Consider the following 21511-nt stretch of genomic DNA (forward strand, 5'->3'; position numbering starts at 1 on the left):
AGAAGATCTGGCTGCGCGAGTTTCGTCGCAGCCAGTCATGCTGCGGTCATAATGCAATGTTATGAAGATGATAATTTACCGCCTGAATCATCTTTTCTTCGCAAGGCCGAATTTGGTGACTTATGTCACATTCCTGCCCCATACCTCGGTAACATCCGGCTGCAAATTTCTTCCTCAGCATTAAATTCTGTAAAGCCCTCGGCTGACTGAGGCTTCTGCTAGCCACGAGGCAATCGTTTGTATTGATGATGGCGAATTTTTTGTTATGTTGGCTATGTTGCTGCCTCACGGCCGCCACGTCAGCTTTAAAAACACCATCGTTTGCACACGTCGTCAGTCAGAATAATCAGTCAGAACAAATAGGGTCGGGAAATGGCAAAAGTATCACTTGAGAAAGACAAGATTAAATTTTTGTTAGTGGAAGGCGTCCACCAAAGTGCGGTTGATACACTCCGCGCCGCGGGTTACACCAATATTGAATTTCACAAAGGTGCTTTAGATAACGAATCGCTGAAAGAGTCGATCCGTGATGCGCACTTTGTTGGACTCCGATCGCGTACTCAACTGACTGAAGAAGTATTCGCCGCCGCTGAAAAGCTGGTTGCCGTAGGCTGTTTCTGCATCGGGACCAACCAGGTTGACCTGAATGCAGCCACTAAGCGCGGTATTCCGGTCTTCAACGCGCCGTTCTCTAACACTCGGTCAGTGGCTGAAATGGTGCTGGGCGAAATGCTGCTGATGATGCGCGGTATTCCTGCGGCCAACGCCAAAGCACACCGCGGCGTGTGGCACAAACTGGCCGTCGGCTCGTTCGAAGCGCGCGGTAAGCGTCTGGGTATCATTGGTTACGGCCATATCGGTACACAGCTGGGTATTCTGGCCGAAGGGCTGGGGATGCGCGTCTTCTTCTACGATATCGAAAGCAAACTGCCACTGGGCAATGCGCAACAGATCGCCAGCCTGAACGAACTGCTGCAAACCAGCGACGTCGTCACACTGCACGTACCAGAAACCCTGAACACCAAAGATATGATCGGTGCCGATCAACTGGCACAGATGAAGCCGGGCGCACTGCTGATTAACGCCTCGCGCGGCACGGTGATTGACATTCCGGCGCTGTGCGACGCTTTGCGCAGCAAGCATCTGTCCGGCGCGGCTATCGACGTTTTCCCGGAAGAACCAGCCACCAACAGCGACCCGTTCGAGTCTCCGCTGTGCGAGTTTGATAACGTGATCCTGACTCCGCACATCGGTGGTTCAACCATGGAAGCGCAAGAAGGTATCGGCCTGGAAGTGGCGGGCAAACTGGCGAAATACTCTGACAATGGTTCCACCCTATCAGCCGTTAACTTCCCAGAAGCCTCTCTGCCAGCACATGGCGCAAACGTCAGCCGCTTGCTGCATATCCATGAAAACCGTCCGGGCGTGCTGACCAGCATCAACCAGATCTTCGCCGAGCAGGGGATCAACATTGCCGCGCAGTACTTGCAGACCAGCCCGCAGATTGGCTACGTGGTTATCGATGTTGAAACCGATACCGCGACGCTGTCGACTGCGCTTCAGCTGATGAAGGCCATTCCAGGCACCATTCGCGCGCGTCTTTTGTACTGATTTGATTGGCTGAAATGAATAACAAAGCCGCCGCAAGGCGGTTTTTTTATGTCTAAAATTTGGCGAGTTTTGGGTTTGGAGAGAGGGGAATTGCGGGAAAAGCGAAAGCTGAGTATTAGAGCACTTCGAACTGCATCAGGAAGGAGAGGGTGATCAGACCACAGAGGATCAAAGAACTGAGTGTGATTTCAAAAAGGTAGCGGCGCAGCATCATTATCAGCCCCTCAAGATAGTAAACCAGAGAAAAAAACACCCGGCGAACCGGGTGTTGAATAATCAGTCTTACTAACAGTGAGTGAATAATCTCACCAAGACTTCTTACTTATTTAGCTGCTGGAGCAGCTTTTTTAGCATGTTTCACGTGTTTTTTAGCAGCCTGAGCTTTCTGTGCTGGAGCAGCTTTTTTAGCGTGTTTTACGTGCTTTTTAGCAGCCTGGGCTTTCTGTGCTGGAGCAGCTTTCTTAGCGTGTTTTACGTGCTTTTTAGCAGCCTGGGCTTTCTGCGCTGGTGCGGCTTTCTTCGCTTTTTTGTGTTTCTTAGCAGCTTGGGCTTTCTGGGCCGCTTTCTTGTGTGCTTTCTTATGCTTAACAGCATGCTTAGTTGGTGCTTTTGCAGCTGGAGCAGCAGCCGCTGGAGCAGCGGTAGTTGCAGCTGGCGCAGCAGCAGGAGCTGGTGCAGCAGTAGTGTCAGCAGCGAAAGCTACAGAAGACAGACCCATTGCAGCGGCAACAACCAGAGCTAATACTTTTTTCATGTTTAATTCCTCAAGAATTTCGGTTTAAGTGTCTACCCCACTGCGGGGCCGATGGAAGAATAATAGGCGTGTCGAACCGCGTTGTCCGTGAGTGATTGGTTTCGGCGTGTAACGCTCTGTACAATTCTAAAAAACCATTAATATCAATTAATTAAAGTTTTCATGTGACTTTGGTTATGTACAAAATACTATCTTAGTTACAACATACTGAACTTATTGCATACATAAGGAGAACATAAAGGGTTAGAACCAGGGGGAGGGGGCGAAAAGATGAAGGTTAAACCGCGGGATTAGACGAATCCTACCACTGCCACTCTTTGCCAGGGGTGATCACTTCAGGCAGAGGCACATCCCAATGCTCTACTGGCAGGCTTTCCACCTGCTGGCAATCATGCGCCAGCCCGATGGGATAGGGACCGCCGTCCTGCCAGTTTTCCAGCGTGCGGTCGTAGAAGCCGCCGCCCATGCCTAAACGCTGCCCGTGGCTATCAAAGGCGACCAGCGGCGTAAGGATAATGTCCAATTGGGATAAAGGTACAATCTGCGTGGCGTCGAGGGACGGCTCGAGGATCTTCAGCTTATTGCGTACCAGAGTGGTGTCGGGGTCATAGCGCAGAAAAAGTAAGTTGCCGGGTGTGAAAGGGTGCAGCACCGGCAGGCAGAGGTGCTTGCCTTCTTGCCATAGTCGCTGAATCATCGGCGCGGTATCCAGTTCGCCATCAAAAGAGAGAAACACAGAGATCGTGCTGGCAGCTTGAATACGCGGATGTGTCGCCACGCGTTCAGCGGCTTGCTGGGCAAAGAGACTTTGCTGCTCGGACGTAAGATTTTTTCTGCGTTGACGGACTTCAGTGCGAATCTGTTGGCGGATTGATGCGTGCTGGGGAGTGTTCGACATAGATACAACAACCAAAATGGGGTGTACCGACTAGAAAGGGGAATCTCCGAGATGCCGTCGCAGGCTGTAACCCTTGAACCCATGGTTCAAGGTGAACGTGCTGTCGCAATCTTTAGGCTTCTCGGACGGACCGAGCATGCGCACCGATTACGGATCATCACATTCTGTTGGTACTAATTATCGGCTCAGGGGACGGGCCCGCTGGCGAACATCTCAGAGAAATTTTTTTACTCATTGCTGACTGCCTGTGACGAGCAAATCAACAACTTAGTATGAGTCATCGAACTTATTCGAAAGGAGCCCCTTCGCGTTCCGATATCTTACCTTGTTCGAGCAAAGCTTGCTCGATGGTTTGTTGCAGCATCCGAATACGTTGTTCCATATTGGAGGCATAGTCACGGGTTTTCAACCGTTCTTGAGCAAGTTCGTGACACACATTCAGTGCCGCGATGAAAACTAACTGCTCTGTATTGGTGACTCTAGTGCGAACTTTAAGATCTTGCAACCGCTGATTAAGATCCTCAGCAGCCATGTTCAATGCTTCTTGTTGTTCTGGCGGACAATTCACTCTTAACGAGCGGCCAAAAATTTGAATATCTACCGGTTGTGCAGACATGCCACCTTCCTGCCTTCTTTGAACGCCGCGCCAACACAAGCACTGTGACTCGCACAGGTCGTTGGAAGCGGCCTCACTATAACTATCTCAATACCAGGTTACAACCCCATGACGAACTGATTGCTGGATGTTTGTCCAGTGCATTTGCCGGCCAAAGAGAGGCTCAACAACTGCCATTCGCTGGTCTGCTAATCTGGTACTACGACTGACCTTGGTGGTAGCATAACACGAACTTAACCGACCAACGATGGCGAATACGCATGTCTATTGAGAATACTTATCCTACTTATGATTCGTTGGATCACGCGCTGAAACAGCAATCTGTCGCGCTGACCGCGGCGGAAATGCACGGACTTATCAGCGGCCTGCTGTGCGGCGGTAATCGTGACGGCAGCTGGCTGACGCTGGTGCATGACCTGACCAATGAAGGCATGGCCTTCCCCCACACGCTAGCGGACCTGCTGCAACAGCTGCGCAAAGCCACTGCTGACACGCTGGAAGATGACAGTTTTGAATTCAACATGTTAATGCCGGACGACGAAAAGCACATTTTCGAACGCGCTGACGCCTTAGCTGGTTGGGTAAATCACTTCTTGCTGGGTCTGGGCATGATGCAGCCGAAGCTCGCCAAAGTGAAAGGCGAAGTGGGCGAAGCCATTGACGACCTGCGCAGCATTGCCCAGCTCGGTTATGAAGAAGATGAAGACCAAGAGCAGCTGGCTTCTTCTTTGGAAGAGGTGGTCGAGTACGTTCGCGTGGCGGCTATCTTATGCTTCGGCGAATTTGGTCACAGCCACCCGCTGGCACCGGAAAGCCCGCGCACGCTGCATTAATTAGTCATATAACAATAAATTAAAACCGTTTCGGGAGATGAAGTGATGACTCAGCAGGAATTCGAAAATCGCCGTCAGGCTCTGTTAGCCAAGATGGCACCGGGCAGCGCGGCAATTATCTTCGCTGCGCCAGAAGCATTGCGCAGTGCTGACAGTGATTATCCTTTCCGTCAAAACAGCGACTTCTGGTATCTCACCGGGTTTAACGAGCCGGAAGCCGCGCTGGTGCTGGTGAAAAGCGATGAGAATCACAACCACAGCGTGCTGTTCAACCGCGTGCGTGATTTGACTGCTGAGATCTGGTTTGGTCGCCGTCTGGGTCAGGACGCGGCATCCGCTAAGTTGGGCATCGACCGCGCACTGCCGTTTGACGACATCAACACCCAACTTCATCTTCTCTTTAACGGTCTTGACGCGCTGTATCACGCGCAGGGCGAATATGCCTATGCTGACGAGATCGTCAATCGCGCTATGGACAAGCTGCGCAAAGGCTCACGCCAGAGCCTGAGTGCGCCGGACACCGTCATCGACTGGCGTCCTATCGTGCATGAAATGCGCCTGTTCAAATCGCCGGAAGAGATTGCCGTGATGCGCCGCGCCGGTGAAATCACCGCCATGGCCCATACTCGCGCCATGGAAAAATGCCGCGCAGGCCTGTTTGAATATCACCTTGAAGGCGAAATTCATCACGAATTTAATCGCCACGGCGCGCGTTTCCCTTCCTATAACACCATTGTTGGCAGCGGCGAAAACGGCTGCATCCTGCACTACACCGAAAATGAATCCCAGCTGCGCGACGGCGACTTAGTGCTGATTGACGCGGGCTGTGAGTTCCAAGGCTACGCAGGTGATATCACCCGCACCTTCCCGGTTAGCGGCAAGTTCAGCAAAGCGCAGCGCGAAATCTATGACATCGTGCTGGCTTCAGAATACAAAGCGCTGGAAGTGTTACGTCCGGGCAGCAGCATCCAAGAAGCCAACGAAGCCGCCGTCCGTGTGATGCTGGAAGGTTTGGTCAAGCTCGGCATCCTGCACGGCGACGTCGACACCCTTTATAGCGAGCAGGCGCACCGCCCGTTCTTTATGCACGGCCTGTCCCACTGGCTGGGGCTGGATGTGCATGACGTCGGCAACTACGGCAGCCCTGAGCGCACCCGCACTCTCGAGCCGGGCATGGTCCTGACCGTCGAGCCGGGCCTGTATATCGCGCCAGACGCCGATGTCCCTGAGCAGTATCGCGGCATTGGTATCCGTATCGAAGATGACATCCTGATCACCGCCGACGGCATTGAAATCTTCACCGGCGACGTGGTGAAAGAGGCCGATGACATTGAAGCCCTGATGGCGGCGGCCCGTAAATAATATGAGCATTATTATTGTTGGCGGCGGGATGACCGGCGCCACGCTGGCACTGGCCATCTCCGCGCTGACTCATGGTCAACTGCCGGTGCATCTGATTGAAGCTTCTTCGCTGGGTGGCAGTGGTCATCCGGGGTTTGACGCCAGATCCATCGCGCTGGCCCAAGGCACTTGCCAGCAGCTGGCGCGCATCGGGCTGTGGTCTGCCTTATCCGATATCGCCACGCCAATCAGCGACATTCATGTCAGCGATCGCGGCCATGCGGCCTTTGTGAATCTCAATGCCGGACATTACGGCGTGGAAGCGTTGGGGCAGGTGGTTGAGCTGCACGGCGTAGGCCAACGGCTGTTTGCCCGGCTGAAAGAGGCACCCGGCGTCACGCTGCACTGCCCGGCGAAAGTCACTGACGTGCAGCGTAGGGTTGAAGGTGCCAGCGTGACGCTCGACAACGGCGACGTGCTCGACGGCAAGCTGCTGGTGGCGGCAGACGGCTCTCACTCCATGCTCGGCAAAGCCTGCAACATTCGCTGGCAGCGCGAGGATTACGGCCAAATTGCGGTGATCGCCAACGTCGTCACTGGCGAACCTCATCGCGGCCGGGCTTTTGAGCGTTTTACCGAGCACGGGCCGCTGGCGCTGCTGCCGATGTCGAAAGGGCGCAGCTCTTTGGTCTGGTGCCACCCGCGCGAGGCGCAGGCTGACATTGATAGCTGGAGCGAAGAGAAATTCCTCGCCGAGCTACAGAAAGCCTTTGGCTGGCGCTTGGGTAAAATGCAGCAGGCGGGCAAGCGATTCAGCTATCCGCTGCAATTGCAGACCGCCAACAGCCATATTAGCCATCGACTGGCGCTGGTCGGCAACGCCTCGCAAACCCTGCATCCAATAGCTGGGCAGGGCTTTAACCTTGGCCTGCGTGACGTCATGACCTTGGCAGAAACAGTGGCGACGGCGCATCTGGCCGGCAATGACATTGGCAGCTACCGCGTGTTGAGTGGCTATCAGCAGCGTCGCCAGCCAGACCAGCAGGCGACGGTCGGAGTGACCGACGGCCTGATCCACCTTTTCGCCAATCGCTATGTTCCCTTGATGGTCGGGCGCAATCTCGGCCTGATGGCGATGGAAGGCATTACACCTTTACGCGACGCCTTTACCCGGCGCACGCTAGGTTGGGTAACCCGCTGAATCTCTTCCCACAGGAAAATTTATGCAATCTTTTGATGTAGTTATCGCCGGTGGCGGCATGGTTGGCCTAGCGCTGGCCTGTGGGTTACAGGGCAGCGGCCTGCGCGTTGCCGTGGTGGACAGCCACCAACCCGATCTCGACTCTCCTCTGCCAGCAGCGCCGGGTCTGCGCGTGTCGGCCATTAACGCCGCCAGCGAGCGCCTGCTGAAATATATCGGCGTATGGGACAACATCACCGCCCAGCGCGTCAATGCCTATCAAGGCATGGAAGTGTGGGACCGCGACAGCTTCGGGAAAATTGCTTTTCGTGGCGAAGAGTATGGTTTCAGCCACTTGGGGCACATCATTGAAAACGACGTGATCCTGCGCGCCCTGTGGCAAAAAGCCGAGCACTCCTCTGACATCACTTTGCTCTGTCCGGCGACCTTGAAAAACGTGGCCTGGGGCGAAAACGACGCCTTTATTACCTTGAACGATGACCGCCAGCTCAGCGCCCGCCTAGTGGTTGGCGCGGATGGCGCGCAGTCCTGGCTGCGCCAGCATGCGGATATCCCGCTGACCTTCTGGGACTATCGCCACCATGCGCTGGTCGCCACTATTCGCACCGCCGAGCCTCATCAGTCGGTGGCGCGGCAGGTGTTTCATGGCGAAGGCATTCTGGCATTCCTGCCGCTGGCTGACCCGCACTTGTGTTCCATCGTGTGGTCGGTTTCTCCGGATGAGGCCCAGCGGCTGTCGGCGTTGTCCAAGGAAGCCTTTAATAAAGTGCTCGCCAGCACCTTCGACCTGCGTCTGGGGCTGTGTTCCGTTGAAAGCGAACGTCTGACCTTCCCGCTGACCGGCCGCTACGCGCGCAGCTTTGCCGCCCAGCGTCTGGCGTTGGTGGGCGACGCCGCGCACACCGTGCACCCGCTGGCCGGGCAGGGGGTGAACCTTGGCTTTATGGACGCCGCCGAATTAGCGTCTGAAATCAGACGCTTGCAGCGCGCGGGCAAAGACTTCGGCCAGCACATGTATCTACGCCGCTATGAGCGCCGCCGCAAACACAGCGCCGCGCTGATGTTGGCGGGTATGCAGGGCTTCCGTGAACTGTTCAATGGCGATAACCCGGCGAAAAAATTGCTGCGCGATATCGGCCTGACGCTGGCGGACTCCCTGCCTGGCGTGAAGCCAAAACTGGTGCGTCAGGCAATGGGACTGAATGATTTACCCGAATGGCTAGAGCAGGATCCTGTTCGATTGAAATAATCTAATTTCAGCGCCTTTTTCCCATTACTTTTTATAATGCGAGGCCGGATATCCCATTCTGCAAATGGTGAGATATCCGGCCTCTTCGTTATATAACATCGAGATTTTTGTGGTTCATTTGTAGATTTTGCGCCATAAACCCCATTTTTCTAGTCAGAAACTCTGCACAATACTCCTCGCTTATCCCTGCTGTTTCTCCAGATACTGATATTTTAACTTATGGTTAGCAGGGGGATTCGGTGATAAGTTCGACCTATAGGATAACGTTTGCGTCACCCTGTGATCCTTCACGCTATTTTGGCGTTGGCTGCTCTTATTCGGCCCAGTCACATACTTGAGTAAGCTTTTAAGACTCGCTCAGTTGCCGCCTTGATACAGCGCGAATGATTTAGGGGAAACGAGAGCAATTTATATTCCGATATTCCGACTTCGTTTTTGCATTCGCAGGTTAATGAGGATCAAGATGGTTAAGCAGACTCAGCTTTATGAACAACACGTGGCGTGCGGTGCGCGCATGGTGGATTTCCACGGTTGGATGATGCCGTTGCACTACGGCTCACAGCTTGATGAGCACCACGCGGTGCGTCAGGACGCTGGCATGTTCGACGTCTCCCACATGACGATTGTTGATCTGCACGGCGCCCGCACTCGTGAATTCCTGCGCTATCTGGTGGCCAACGACGTCGCCAAACTGACCGTCCCCGGCAAAGCGCTTTATACCGGCATGCTTAACGCCTCCGGCGGCGTGATTGACGACCTGATTATCTACTTCTTCACTGAAGACTATTTCCGCCTGGTGGTGAACTCTGCCACGCGCGACAAAGATCTGGCATGGATTTCGCAGCATGCAGAAGCCTACGGCGTTGAAGTCACCGTGCGCGATGATCTGGCGCTGATCGCCGTCCAAGGCCCGCAGGCCAAAGAACGCGCTGGCACGCTGTTCACTGAAGAGCAAAAACAAGCCGTCGCTGGAATGAAACCTTTCTTTGGCGTGCAAGCCGGTGACCTGTTTATCGCCACCACCGGCTACACCGGCGAAGCGGGCTACGAAATTGCCGTGAAGCAAGAACAAGCCGCTGACCTGTGGCAGAAACTGCTGAAGGCTGGCGTCAAACCTGCCGGGTTAGGGGCGCGCGACACCCTGCGTCTGGAAGCCGGCATGAACCTATACGGTCAGGAGATGGATGAGGGCGTTTCTCCATTGGCGGCTAACATGGGCTGGACCATCGCCTGGGCGCCGGAAGATCGCGACTTCATCGGCCGCGCCGCGCTGGAAAAGCAGCGTGAGCAGGGGACCGAAGAACTGGTTGGATTGATCATGACCGAAAAAGGCGTATTACGTAATGAGCTGCCGGTGCGTTTCACCGACGCTGCGGGCAACCAGCAGGAAGGCGTTATCACCAGCGGCTCATTCTCACCGACTTTGGGTTACAGCATCGCGCTGGCTCGCGTTCCGGCTGGCATCGGCGAAAACGCCATCGTGCAGATCCGTAACCGCGAAATGCCAGTAAAAGTAACCAAGCCTGGTTTTGTTCGTAACGGTAAGCCGTTGGTTTAATAACGAATTCATTAATATCTGAAAATTTTTGGAGATTCTTTCATGAGCAATGTTCCATCAGAATTGAAATACGCCGCGTCGCACGAATGGGTTCGTTCAGAGGGTAACGGCGTTTACACCGTAGGCATTACCGAGCACGCGCAAGAATTGCTGGGCGACATGGTTTTCGTCGACCTGCCAGAAGTGGGCCGCGAAGTGACGGCCGGTGAAGACTGCGCCGTTGCCGAGTCCGTTAAGGCGGCGTCTGACATCTATTCCCCAATCAGCGGCGAAATTATTGCCGTTAACTCTGAGCTGGAAGGCTCACCTGAACTGGTGAATAGCGCGCCCTACGGCGACGGTTTCCTGTTCCAGATTAAAGCCTCTGACGAAAGCGAAATCGCTAAGTTACTCAGCGCTGACGCCTATCTTTCAGGTATCGACGAGTAATGAAGTGCTGCCCCGTAAGCCGTTTACGGGGCAGATTTAGTCCCCGCTTGCCCGTTATCGGTTGTCCTTCGACACCACCATGCAGATTCAGGAATGCGTAGCAAATGACTCAGACTCTCAGCCAACTTGAACACAGTGAATCCTTTATCGGCCGTCACATTGGCCCGTCTTCTCAGCAGCAACAACAGATGCTGGAGACGGTCGGTGCCGACTCGTTAAATGCCCTGATCCAGCAAATCGTGCCGGTGGACATCCAATTGCCGGGCCCGCCAGCCGTGGGTGATTCCGTTACCGAACATCAGGCACTGGCTGAGCTGAAAGCTATCGCCAGCCAGAATCAGCGCTACAAATCTTACATTGGTATGGGCTACAGCGCGGTGCTCACCCCGCCGGTTATCCTGCGCAACATGCTGGAAAATCCGGGCTGGTACACGGCGTATACCCCTTATCAACCAGAAGTTTCTCAGGGCCGTCTTGAAGCCTTGCTGAACTTCCAACAGTTGACCCTCGACCTGACGGGTCTGGACCTCGCGTCTGCTTCTCTGCTTGACGAAGCGACCGCCGCTGCCGAAGCTATGGCTCTTGCCAAACGCGCCAGCAAACTGAAGAACGCCAATCGCTTCTTCGTGGCTGACGACGTGCATCCGCAAACGCTGGACGTGGTTCGCACCCGCGCTGAAACCTTTGGTTTCGACATCATCGTGGATAAAGCCGAGAAAGTGCTCGAGCTGGAAGGCGTGTTCGGCGTGCTGCTGCAACAGGTGGGCACCACCGGGCAGGTGCACGACTATCGCGCACTGCTGGCAGAGCTGAAATCACGCAAAATCATCACCAGCGTTGCCGCCGACATTATGGCGTTAGTGCTGCTTGCCGCACCGGGCGCGCAGGGGGCGGACGTGGTATTCGGTTCCGCCCAGCGCTTCGGCGTGCCAATGGGCTACGGCGGCCCGCACGCGGCATTCTTTGCCTGCGTTGACGAATTCAAACGCTCCATGCCGGGCCGTATTATCGGCGTATCGCGCGACGCCGCGGGCAACACCGCGCTACGCATGGCGATGCAGACCCGCGAGCAGCATATTCGCCGCGAGAAAGCCAACTCCAACATCTGTACTTCGCAGGTTCTGTTGGCGAACATCGCCAGCCTGTACGCGGTATTCCACGGCCCGGTTGGCCTGAAACGCATCGCCAGCCGTATTCACCGTCTGACCGACATTCTGGCCGCTGGCCTGAAAAAAGGTGGCCTGACGCTGCGCCACGACACCTGGTTTGACACCTTAACGGTTGAAGTGAAAGACAAAGCCGCGACGCTGGAGCGCGCCCTGAGCTTCGGCCTGAACCTGCGCACCGACATCCACGGCGCCGTGGGCATCACGCTGGACGAAGCTACTTCACGTGAAGATGTGCAAGTGCTGTTCGCCGCCCTGCTGGGTGACGACAACGGTCTGGACATCGATCAGCTTGATAAAGCCGTGAGCAGCGATAATGCCTCGATCCCTGCCGCTATGCAGCGCGTAGAGCCGATCCTGACTCATCCGGTGTTCAACCAGTACCACAGCGAAACTGAGATGATGCGCTACATGCACCGTCTGGAGAAAAAGGATCTGGCGCTGAATCAGGCGATGATCCCGCTGGGTTCTTGCACCATGAAACTTAACGCCGCTGCCGAGATGATCCCAATCACCTGGCCTGAATTCTCCGAGCTGCACCCGTTCTGCCCGGTTGAACAAGCTGCGGGCTACCAGCAGATGATCGGCCAGCTCTCCCAGTGGCTGGTGCAGCTGACCGGCTACGACGCGGTTTGTATCCAACCAAACTCCGGCGCGCAGGGCGAATATGCTGGCCTGCTGGCTATCCGCCGTTACCACGAAAGCCGTAACGAAGGCGGCCGCCACATCTGCCTGATCCCAAGTTCTGCTCACGGCACCAACCCAGCATCGGCGCAAATGGCCAGCATGAGCGTGGTAGTGGTAGCTTGTGACAAGCAGGGCAACATTGATTTAAGCGACCTGCGCGAGAAAGCCGCTCAGGCCGGCGATGAGCTGTCGTGCATCATGGTGACTTACCCGTCAACCCACGGCGTGTATGAAGAAACCATCCGCGAAGTGTGCCAGATTGTTCACCAGTACGGCGGTCAGGTCTACCTCGACGGCGCGAACATGAACGCACAGGTGGGGATCACCACGCCGGGCTACATCGGCGCGGACGTGTCGCACCTCAACTTGCACAAAACCTTCTGTATCCCACACGGCGGTGGCGGTCCGGGCATGGGCCCAATTGGCGTGAAATCGCACCTGGCTCCGTTCGTTCCGGGTCACAGCGTGGTGCAGATTGACGGCGTACTGACTCAGAATGGCGCGGTTTCTGCGGCGCCGTTCGGCAGCGCTTCTATCCTGCCAATCAGCTGGATGTACATCCGCATGATGGGTGCGCAGGGGCTGAAGCAGGCAAGTCAGGTAGCGATTCTGAATGCCAACTACATCGCCACTCGCCTGAAAGATGCTTACCCAGTGCTGTACACCGGCCGCGACGGTCGCGTGGCGCACGAATGCATTCTGGATATCCGCCCGCTGAAAGAGAGCGTCGGTATCAGTGAAATGGATATTGCTAAACGCTTGATTGACTTCGGTTTCCACGCGCCAACCATGTCATTCCCGGTCGCGGGTACGCTGATGGTTGAGCCAACCGAGTCTGAAAGCAAAGTGGAAATCGACCGTTTTGTTGACGCTCTGCTGGCGATCCGCGCTGAAATCGACCGCGTTGCTAAAGGCGAATGGCCGCTGGAAGACAACCCGCTGGTCAACGCGCCACACGTACAAGCCGAGCTGGTCAGCGAGTGGTCCCACCCGTACAGCCGTGAGCTGGCGGTATTCCCGGCGGGCAGCGACAACAAATATTGGCCTAGCGTGAAGCGTCTTGATGACGTCTACGGCGACAGAAACCTGTTCTGCTCCTGTGTACCGATGAGTGAATATGAGTAATTAGCCAAAAGCCGTTTTGCTCCTCTCCGGATAAGGGGGGGAGCAAAAAAGCAATCAAAACAACGCCCTTCAACCCCGCAGCAAAGCATCCCTAAACGACAAAATATGCGCCTCGGCGGCGGCTGCGGCGGCTTGGGTATCTTGCGTTTCCAGCGCGGAAATAATGGCGCGATGCTCCTCGATAACCTCAATCATATGCCCCTCTTTCGACAGCGAACTGGCCCAGAAGCGTTGCGCTCTGGCGTGTAGCACGCTGAGGATATCCTTGAGCATCAGGTTTCCGGCGATCTCGGCCAGAAGCTGGTGAAAATGGTGGTCCAGCGACACCATGCGGTTGCGATCCCGCGTCTGCACGGCGACATTCATCTCTTCATTTACCGCCGTTAATGTGGCGATATTCTGCTTTGAGACGTGCTTACAGGCCAGCTTCATGCACAGCATCTCATTGGCGAGACGCACTTCGATCAGCTCCAGCGCGTCATCAATCGACAGCGGAGAAACCATCACCCCTTTGCGCGGGATTATCTGCAATAAGCCTTCATTGGCCAGCCGGTGGATCGCCTGATTAATCGGCGTGCGGCCCATTTCAAGCTCCGCCATCACCTGCGCGGTATTCAAATATTCACCCGGCTTATAGCTCAGAGTGACCAGCGCCTGCTTAAAACGACGATAAGCCAGCTCATTTTGCGATAAACCCGCGTCATCCAACGCCGACTGTGGGCGGCTTTCTGCTGCAACAGATTTCACGCATAACTCCTGCGATGGAAATTTTTAGACATTCTACACAAAATCATGGCACGGAAATCGCTTATTTAATAACTGAAGCTATAGTGAAATTTCACTGTGCTTTCTAATAAAACAGTTAATAAGCGAGCCTTAAAAGATGAAATTAACCTTTACCTTACCTGCAAACACTGGCGAAACCTCACTAAACGTTCAGATTGATCAACTGGTGATCGCTGGCTGGACCGGGCGCGATCACGATGCCATCTTGCACCATATCAGTGAACTTGAGGCGCTGGGCGTGCCCCGTCCGAGTGCAGTTCCCCTGTTTTATCGCGTCGCGACCAATCAGCTCACGCAAAGCGAAACTATCGAAGTGGTCGGCTGCGCCACGTCTGGTGAAGCCGAACCTTTTATTTTCACTCACCAGGGCGAGCAGTTTGTTTCGCTGGCCTCCGATCATACCGATCGCGAGCTTGAAGCCCATAGCGTGGCGCTTTCCAAACAGATTTGCGTCAAGCCCGTCGCCCGCCAGGTATGGAAAATGGCCGATGTCGCCGATCACTGGGATCAGCTGATCCTGCGCTCGTGGATCAAAGAAGAGGGCGAATTCCGCCTGTACCAAGAAGGCCGATTGTCCAGCCTGCGTAAGCCCGATGACCTGCTGGGCCGCTATCTCGACGGCAGCGCCCAGCCGGAAAACGGGCTGGCGATGACCTGTGGCACGGTAGCTGCGATAGGTGGCATCCGTCCTGCAACGCAGTTCCGCATGGAGCTGGTAGATGAAGTGCTGGGCCGCACCATCAGCCATGCCTATCAAAGTGCTGAATTGCCGGTAGTGGCGTAATGACGAAGGAGTTGACGATGAAACAGCTCACCCTGAGTCAGGCGCTGCAACAGCTGGCGGCGCAGGAAACCTCCTCGCTGGCTTTGACCGAGGCGGCGTTAGCGCGCAGTGAAGACCCGCAGGGGGAAGGCGCGAAGGTCTTCACCCACGTTTATCATCAGCAATCCTTGCAGCAGGCGGCGGCTTCCGACGCGCGTCGCAAAGCGGGCAAGCCGCTGTCCGCGCTGGATGGCATTCCAGTCTCCATCAAAGACCTGTTCGACGTGGCGGGCGAAAGCACCACGGCTGGCTCGAAAGTGCTGCGCGATGCCCCGGCCGCCAAAACGGATTCCGCCGTGGTCCAGAAGCTGTTGGACGCGGGTCTGGTGATCATCGGCAAAACCAATATGACCGAATTCGCCTACTCGGGGCTGGGGATCAACCCGCACTACGGCACCCCGGCTAACCCCTTTGATCGCGCGATGCGCCGCATTCCCGGCGGATCTTCTTCCGGCGCGGCGGTGTCGGTCAGCGACGGCATGTCGCTGGGGGCGATTGGCAGCGACACCGGCGGCTCGGTGCGTATTCCGGCGGCCTTCTGCGGTTTGACCGGCTACAAGCCGACGGCGCGACGCATCTCGCAACAAGGCGTACTGCCGCTGTCGGCGGCGCTGGACTCTATTGGCGTGATCGCCCATGACCTCGCCTCCTGCCTGGCGCTGGATGGCGTGATTGCCAACTCGCCGGTGAAAACCAGTGAAAAATCTCTGGCGCGGGGGCGTTTTGCGATCCCACAAACGCTGGTATTAGACGGCGTCGATGCCGACGTGCAGCGCGCTTTTACCCGCGCGGTTGAGAAGCTAAAGCAGGCGGGGGCGCAGGTTGAGGAGATCCCCTGCCAAGAGTTCGCCGAGCTGGCGGAGATCAACGCCACCGGCGGCTTTACCGCGCTGGAGTCATGGGCGTGGCATCAGAAATATATCGAACAGCAGGGCGAGCAGTATGACCCGCGCGTGGTGTCGCGCATTCGCCGCGGCGCGGCGCTGGGGCCGGCGGACAGAGAGCGTCTGGAGCAGCAGCGCGCCGACTGGCAGCAGCGGGTGGCAAAAACCATCGGCCAGTTTGATGCCCTGCTGATGCCCACCGTGCCGATGATCGCCCCGAGCATCGCCGAACTGGCCGCCGACGATGAGACCTATTTCAAGGCTAATGGCGCTGCGCTGCGCAACCCTTCCGTGATCAACTTCCTCGATGGCTGCGCGGTTTCACTGCCTTGCCATCAGGCGGGAGAGGCTCCGGTAGGGCTGATGGTGGCCGCGCTGTCCCAGCAGGATGACGCCTTGCTGAGCTGGTCACTGCAAATCGAACGCTGCCTCAAAGCCCAATAACAGGAGAAAAATCATGAGCACTTTACCCAATGGCATGCTGTTTGTGGCGACCAACGTCGCCGAGCAAGACGAAGCGGATTTCAACCAGTGGTATGACCGCGAGCACGTGGAAGAGCGCGTACGCATTGACGGTTTTTTGTCCGGCACGCGATATCAATTGATCGGCACTGCGGGACAAGGGCGCAAGTATCTGGGGCTGTATCAGACTGAATCTCTCAACAGCTTCTCAACCGACGCTTATCGCGCGGCCTTCACCCGCCAGACGCCTTGGTCCGTCGCCAGTCTGGATAAAATGGTTAACCCGATGCGCCGCGTGTGCGCCGTCGAAGCGGTGACTGGTTTTGGCAGCGGCTGCCATCTGGCGATCATCCCGCTGGCGTCTCATGTCGCCGGAGAAGCCCTGACGGCGCGCATTGCGCATCTGGGCGAAACCCTGTTTGCTCAGCCCGGTTTTATCCGCTCACGGCTGTTAACGCCGGATGTTTCACTCAGTTCCCCTTTACCCAAAGAGTCGGCAGAAGACCGCCCGATGATCCCCATGATGTTGATTGACAGCAGCAGCGCCGAGTCCTGCCAGAAACTGACTGAACTGGCATGTCAGGCTTTGCATATTCCCAATACTGAGGCGCTGCACTACGGTCTCAGCTGGCAACTTACCGCGCAGGAGTTGAAATCATGAGCCTTTCCACCACTGAAAATGCAGGAATCAAGGGCAGCACGCATCAGGCCGATACCACTCACAGCCCGCCGAAAACCGGACGTTTGGCGGCTGCCAGTTCAATCGGTACCGCCCTGGAGTGGTATGACTTTACGGTCTACAACATCATGGCGGCGCTGATTTTCAACCACGTCTTCTTCCCGTCGTTTGACCCGCTGGTCGGCACGATTTTGGCGTTTTCCACCTATGCCGTGGGCTATGTGTCGCGGCCTATTGGCGGCATGGTGTTCGGCCATCTCGGTGATGTGCTTGGGCGGCGCTTCGTGCTGGTCACCACTCTGGTCATTATGGGCGTGACTACCGCGCTGATGGGCCTATTGCCGGGCTATGCGAGCTGGGGGATTTGGAGCCCGCTGCTGCTGGTGACGCTGCGTTTTGTGCAGGGTATTGCGCTCGGCGGCGAGTGGGCGGGGGCAGTATTGCTGTCGATGGAGCACGGCAAGCCGCACCAGCGCGGGCGCAACGCCTCTTTCGCGCAGGTCGGTCCCTCTTGCGGCACCCTGATTGGCACTGGGTTGATTACCCTGATCACCGTGCTGCTCTCTGCCGATGATTTCCAGAGCTGGGGCTGGCGTATCCCTTTCCTGCTAAGTCTGGTGCTGGTGTTCTTCGGCCTGTGGCTGCGTCGCGGTATTGGCGAAACGCCGGCATTTCTCAAGCTGGAGCAGAGTAAAAACACCACCCATACGCCGCTAAAAGAGGTGTTCACCCAGCATCCGCGTGCTCTGCTGATTGCCGGTGGTTCGCGCATTGGTTCTGACGTGCTCTACGCGCTGGTGGTGGTGTTTACGCTGACCTACGTCACCACGGTTCTGCATTTACCTCGCCCGCTAGCGTTGACCGCGACCATGCTCGGTGCGCTGGGGAATGCCGTGACGGTGCCGATGTTTGGCGCGCTGTCTGACCGTTTCGGCCGTCGCCCGGTGTATATCTTCGGCGCCGTGGCGGCGATGATCTGGGCGTTTGTGTTCTTCGTGTTGCTCGACAGTACCCAGCCAGTATTGATCTGTCTGGCGGTCATCGGCGGATTGTTGATTCACGCCATCATGTATGGCCCGCAGGCGGCGTTTGTCACCGAACAGTTCCCAACCCGCGTGCGCTACGCCGGTTCCTCTTTAGCCTACACGCTGGCAGGTATTCTCGGCGGAGGCTTTGCTCCACTTATCATCACCACGTTGTTTAAAGAGTACAACAGCACGTTAGCAATCTCGCTCTACGTCGCGCTGGCTCTGCTCATCACGCTGGTTTCAGTTTTCGCCGCCAAAGAGACGGCTCACAAACCGCTATAAAATGAAAACCCATCAATTGATCGACAGAACGGGGAAGGATCCCTGTTTTGCGATACCCCTCGACAAATATAAGTATTAATTTGATAATATAAGTATTGAGCCTTATATTCCCTTACTTGGAAATGGAGAAGGTTTAAGGAATCTAAGGGAAATTATGGCGACTCTGAATTGGTCCATGAGGTCGATTAAAGAGCTTAAAAAGGATGTTCCAGCCAGCCAAAGGAAAAAAATAGTGAGCATGGTTGCCGAGTTAGCTGATTTTCCCCATGTGCGACCTAACCTCGACATCAAGCCCCTCTCTGGCGCGAATGGAAGGTACCGAATGCGCGTTGGGGAATACCGAGTCTTATTTATCGTGGTAAAAGGCACGCCAATTATTCTCACCATTGAGCATGTGCTAAGGCGAACGTCTAAAACCTATCAATTGCCAGCGCGCGAAAGGCTATGAAGCTACTTGGCAGCTACCTTACTACTTGAAATATAAGCCATACACCGGAGTCAAAATCATGAGAGGTATTCAATTTATTACCGACGAGCAGGGCGTTAAAGTGTCCGCCGTGGTGCCGATTAACGTGTTTGAGCGGTTGATTAAACAAGTGGATTTAGCGGCGTTGGCACCAGAATTATATCAGGCTGAGGGAGGGCAAAATGATGAACTCATTCCGCACGAGGTAGTTGAAATCATGGTCAATAAAGATGTGACTATCCAAGCCGCGTGGCGACTGCACCGTGGGATGACGCAAAAAGAAGTCGCGGCGAAGCTGGGCATAAAACAAGCCGCCGTATCGCAATTTGAAAAGTCAGATAACCCGCGCCCAGAGAACCTACTTCGGCTGGCTGAACTCTACGGCTGTCGCCCGACTCAATTGGTCATGAGCTAAATCACATTGCATGTAAAGAAGCCGCCCCTTTCGGGCGGTTTTTTTGTTTTCCCTCCCCAAAACGGTCATCCCCACACAAACGGTCACACTCGGTCATTTTTTATCACGAGGATTTGTGACCGTTTGCTGAAATCTTTTTGTCCGTTTGCAAACCCAAACGCGATTTATTGCCGTGAGCGCCACAGATCTGAAATTTAACATTTCATCTTTTCATCGATTTTTTTGACAACTATCACATGGTCAGCGCAGCGCAAAGAGTGCGCGGCCGCTTTTGAGGAAGCCCGCATTCCACATGCCGTGGTCTGCGTATCCTATTGAACATCGGGAAGAGGAAAAAACCATGCTGCCTGTAGAACGTCACCGCTTTATTACCGAAGTCCTTGCGCAGCGAGGGCGCGTACTGGTTCAGGAAGTGGCTGAGCTTTGTCATATCTCGCTGGAAACGGCGCGTCGTGATTTGGCTCTGTTGGAAAAGCGTGGGTTATTGGTTCGCAGTCACGGCGGCGCGGTGTTTGTTGAACACCCTCATGGCGAGAAGCAGTACGTTCCGTCGCAGATTGAGCAAGGTGAGTCATTCCGCGACCGCAGCAATCAGGCTCCAGACAGCAAAACGCGGATTGCCAAACGCGCCTTGCAGTTCATCAATCCGGGAGACTGTTTGCTGCTCGACAGTAGCTCGACCAGCTGGTTTTTGGCGCGCCAACTGCCGGATATTCCGCTGGTGGTGCTGACCAACTCGCTGCACATCATTCAGGCGCTGGCGGCGAAAGCCAACGTCAGAACCATCGGCTTAGGCGGCGAATACTCGGCCAAGTATGAAGATTTTATCGGTGTTTACGCCGAACAGATGCTGAAAGAGTTTGTGATTAACAAATTGTTTTTCTCCTGTCACAGCATCAGCCATGACGGGGGGATCAGGGAAAGTAATGAGCACCATGCGCGATTAAAACAGCAAATGCTGCTCTCCTCAGAACACAAAATTTTGCTGGCGGATGCCAGCAAATTCGGCCGCAGCTCGTTTGCGCGGATATGCCACTACCGGGAAATAGACACACTGATCACCGACCATCTGGATGATGAAGAGTTTCGGCAGGAGCTGGCCTGGAGCAACGTCAATGTCATTGAAGTCGCCCCTTTACCCCTACAAAAGAAAACCAAAAAACAACCGTAGCGACTGAGCATGTTGCTCAACGACTGCGGCATAAATTGAACATCTGTGGAGAAACATCATGAAAAAGTCTGTACTGGCCTGTTTGTTTGCTTCAGCTCTGTTATCCGTTTCAGCAGCGCACGCCGCGGACAAAATTCGCATGGGCGTGGTGGTCAAAGTGGGCGGCAACGCCTGGTTCAACGCCATGGAAGTGGGCATCAAAAACGAAGCTGCCAAAGAGGGTATCGATGCGTGGCAGGTCGGCCCAACCAGCGATGACCCAGCCCTGCAGGTGCGTGCGATTGAAGACCTGATCGCGCAGAAGGTAGACATCATCGGCGTGGTGCCAAATGACGCCAAAGTGCTGGAGCCGGTGCTGAAACGCGCCCGCGATGCCGGGATCAAAGTCATCACCCACGAGTCACCGGATCAGAAATACGCTAACTGGGACTTCGAAATGGTCGATGCCACCCAGCTCGGCGTGAGTCACATGGTGGCGCTGGCGAAATGCATGAAAGAGACCGGCGATTATGCGGTTTACGTTGGCAGCCTGACCGTGCCTCTGCACCAGAAATGGGCCGATGCGGCGGTCAATTACCAGAAAGAGCACTATCCAAATATGCATCAGGTCGGCGACAAGTTTGGCGTCGGCGAATCCCTCGATGACACCATCCGCACCACCAATGACCTGATGTCGAAAGACCAGAATCTGAAAGGCATTCTGGCGATTGGCTCCCAAGGCCCAATCGGTGCCGGACGCGCGGTGCAAAACCGTGGCAAAAACGGCGACATCTGCGTCTTCGGCCCGTTCAGCCCGGGTCAGGGGGCATCACTGGTTAAAAGCGGCGCCATTAACGGCGGCTACATCTGGAACCCAATGGTGGCCGGTGAAGTCTTCGTGCGCGTCGCGGGCATGATCTCCAAAGGCACGCCGATCACGGACGGCATGGATATCGAAGGCATGGGCAAAGTGAAAGTGGATGAAGCCACCCACACCATCCTCGGTAACAAAACCGAAAGTCTCGACAAGGCGAACCTGCCAAAACTGGTGAAAATGGGGCTGTAATT

19 protein-coding genes and 1 other RNA gene are annotated in these 21511 nt (G+C 55.5%); 15 read left to right on the forward strand and 5 right to left on the reverse strand.

Going from position 1 to position 21511, the window contains the following annotated elements:
• Positions 1-372: 372 nt before the first annotated feature.
• The gene (gene serA, locus SBO83_RS09960) at positions 373-1611 is read left to right on the forward strand and encodes a phosphoglycerate dehydrogenase (RefSeq protein ID WP_353503346.1); all 1239 of its coding nucleotides are present in this window, start codon (positions 373-375) and stop codon (positions 1609-1611) included.
• Between the two features lie 322 nt (positions 1612-1933).
• Here the strand turns inward: serA and asr are convergent, their stop codons facing one another.
• From asr to zapA, 4 genes are all read right to left on the reverse strand, one after another.
• Complete coding sequence (asr, locus tag SBO83_RS09965; protein WP_034790559.1) at positions 1934-2365, reverse strand: acid resistance repetitive basic protein Asr; 432 nt, start codon at positions 2363-2365, stop codon at positions 1934-1936.
• 301 nt (positions 2366-2666) lie between these two features.
• Positions 2667-3263, reverse strand: coding sequence for a 5-formyltetrahydrofolate cyclo-ligase (locus tag SBO83_RS09970; RefSeq protein ID WP_396131394.1), 597 nt, complete (start codon positions 3261-3263; stop codon positions 2667-2669).
• Positions 3264-3302: 39 nt separating this feature from the next.
• A non-coding RNA gene (ssrS, locus tag SBO83_RS09975) (6S RNA) lies at positions 3303-3486 on the reverse strand.
• 63 nt (positions 3487-3549) lie between these two features.
• Positions 3550-3879, reverse strand: a complete 330-nt coding sequence (zapA, locus tag SBO83_RS09980) for a cell division protein ZapA (protein WP_034793021.1) — start codon at positions 3877-3879, stop codon at positions 3550-3552.
• A 260-nt stretch (positions 3880-4139) separates the two neighbouring features.
• Here zapA and SBO83_RS09985 point away from each other — a divergent pair, with 260 nt between their 5' ends.
• The 7 genes from SBO83_RS09985 (at position 4140) to gcvP (ending at position 13468) form a co-directional block, all read left to right on the forward strand.
• The gene (locus tag SBO83_RS09985; protein ID WP_034793019.1) at positions 4140-4712 is read left to right on the forward strand and encodes a YecA/YgfB family protein; all 573 of its coding nucleotides are present in this window, start codon (positions 4140-4142) and stop codon (positions 4710-4712) included.
• Between the two features lie 45 nt (positions 4713-4757).
• Positions 4758-6074 carry a Xaa-Pro aminopeptidase gene (gene pepP, locus SBO83_RS09990; protein WP_396131395.1) on the forward strand — a complete coding sequence of 439 codons (1317 nt, stop codon included), beginning with the start codon at positions 4758-4760 and terminating at the stop codon, positions 6072-6074.
• 1 nt (position 6075) lies between these two features.
• Positions 6076-7254: a 2-octaprenyl-6-methoxyphenyl hydroxylase gene (gene ubiH / locus SBO83_RS09995; protein WP_396131396.1), complete on the forward strand. Its 1179-nt coding sequence runs from the start codon at positions 6076-6078 to the stop codon at positions 7252-7254.
• A 22-nt stretch (positions 7255-7276) separates the two neighbouring features.
• Complete coding sequence (gene ubiI / locus SBO83_RS10000) at positions 7277-8503, forward strand: FAD-dependent 2-octaprenylphenol hydroxylase (RefSeq protein ID WP_396131397.1); 1227 nt, start codon at positions 7277-7279, stop codon at positions 8501-8503.
• A gap of 463 nt (positions 8504-8966) precedes the next feature.
• Positions 8967-10061 (forward strand): glycine cleavage system aminomethyltransferase GcvT, encoded by a 1095-nt coding sequence (gene gcvT / locus SBO83_RS10005; protein WP_185689255.1) that lies wholly within the window; start codon positions 8967-8969, stop codon positions 10059-10061.
• Between the two features lie 42 nt (positions 10062-10103).
• On the forward strand, positions 10104-10490 hold the full coding sequence (gene gcvH, locus SBO83_RS10010) for a glycine cleavage system protein GcvH (RefSeq protein ID WP_185689256.1): 387 nt from the start codon (positions 10104-10106) through the stop codon (positions 10488-10490).
• A gap of 104 nt (positions 10491-10594) precedes the next feature.
• On the forward strand, positions 10595-13468 hold the full coding sequence (gcvP, locus tag SBO83_RS10015) for an aminomethyl-transferring glycine dehydrogenase (protein WP_396131398.1): 2874 nt from the start codon (positions 10595-10597) through the stop codon (positions 13466-13468).
• Between the two features lie 69 nt (positions 13469-13537).
• On the opposite strand, the gene SBO83_RS10020 is transcribed toward gcvP, so the two are convergent.
• Entirely contained in the window at positions 13538-14215 is a 678-nt protein-coding gene (locus tag SBO83_RS10020; protein WP_396131399.1) for an FCD domain-containing protein, read from the reverse strand.
• A gap of 136 nt (positions 14216-14351) precedes the next feature.
• Here SBO83_RS10020 and SBO83_RS10025 point away from each other — a divergent pair, with 136 nt between their 5' ends.
• The 7 genes from SBO83_RS10025 (at position 14352) to SBO83_RS10055 (ending at position 21509) form a co-directional block, all read left to right on the forward strand.
• On the forward strand, positions 14352-15038 hold the full coding sequence (locus SBO83_RS10025) for a DUF2848 domain-containing protein (RefSeq protein WP_396131400.1): 687 nt from the start codon (positions 14352-14354) through the stop codon (positions 15036-15038).
• Between the two features lie 17 nt (positions 15039-15055).
• Positions 15056-16405: an amidase gene (locus SBO83_RS10030; protein ID WP_396131401.1), complete on the forward strand. Its 1350-nt coding sequence runs from the start codon at positions 15056-15058 to the stop codon at positions 16403-16405.
• Positions 16406-16418: 13 nt separating this feature from the next.
• Positions 16419-17084, forward strand: coding sequence for a hypothetical protein (locus SBO83_RS10035; protein WP_396131402.1), 666 nt, complete (start codon positions 16419-16421; stop codon positions 17082-17084).
• Positions 17081-18412, forward strand: coding sequence for an MFS transporter (locus SBO83_RS10040; RefSeq protein ID WP_396131403.1), 1332 nt, complete (start codon positions 17081-17083; stop codon positions 18410-18412). Before SBO83_RS10035 ends, SBO83_RS10040 begins: the two co-directional genes overlap by 4 nt.
• A 506-nt stretch (positions 18413-18918) precedes the next feature.
• Positions 18919-19293: a helix-turn-helix domain-containing protein gene (locus SBO83_RS10045; RefSeq protein WP_353503335.1), complete on the forward strand. Its 375-nt coding sequence runs from the start codon at positions 18919-18921 to the stop codon at positions 19291-19293.
• 340 nt (positions 19294-19633) lie between these two features.
• Positions 19634-20464, forward strand: a complete 831-nt coding sequence (locus SBO83_RS10050; protein ID WP_353503334.1) for a DeoR/GlpR family DNA-binding transcription regulator — start codon at positions 19634-19636, stop codon at positions 20462-20464.
• A gap of 58 nt (positions 20465-20522) precedes the next feature.
• Entirely contained in the window at positions 20523-21509 is a 987-nt protein-coding gene (locus SBO83_RS10055; RefSeq protein ID WP_396131404.1) for a substrate-binding domain-containing protein, read from the forward strand.
• Positions 21510-21511 lie beyond the last annotated feature (2 nt).

It is taken from the genome of Ewingella allii (assembly GCF_044430645.1).
GTDB lineage: Bacteria > Pseudomonadota > Gammaproteobacteria > Enterobacterales > Enterobacteriaceae > Ewingella > Ewingella allii.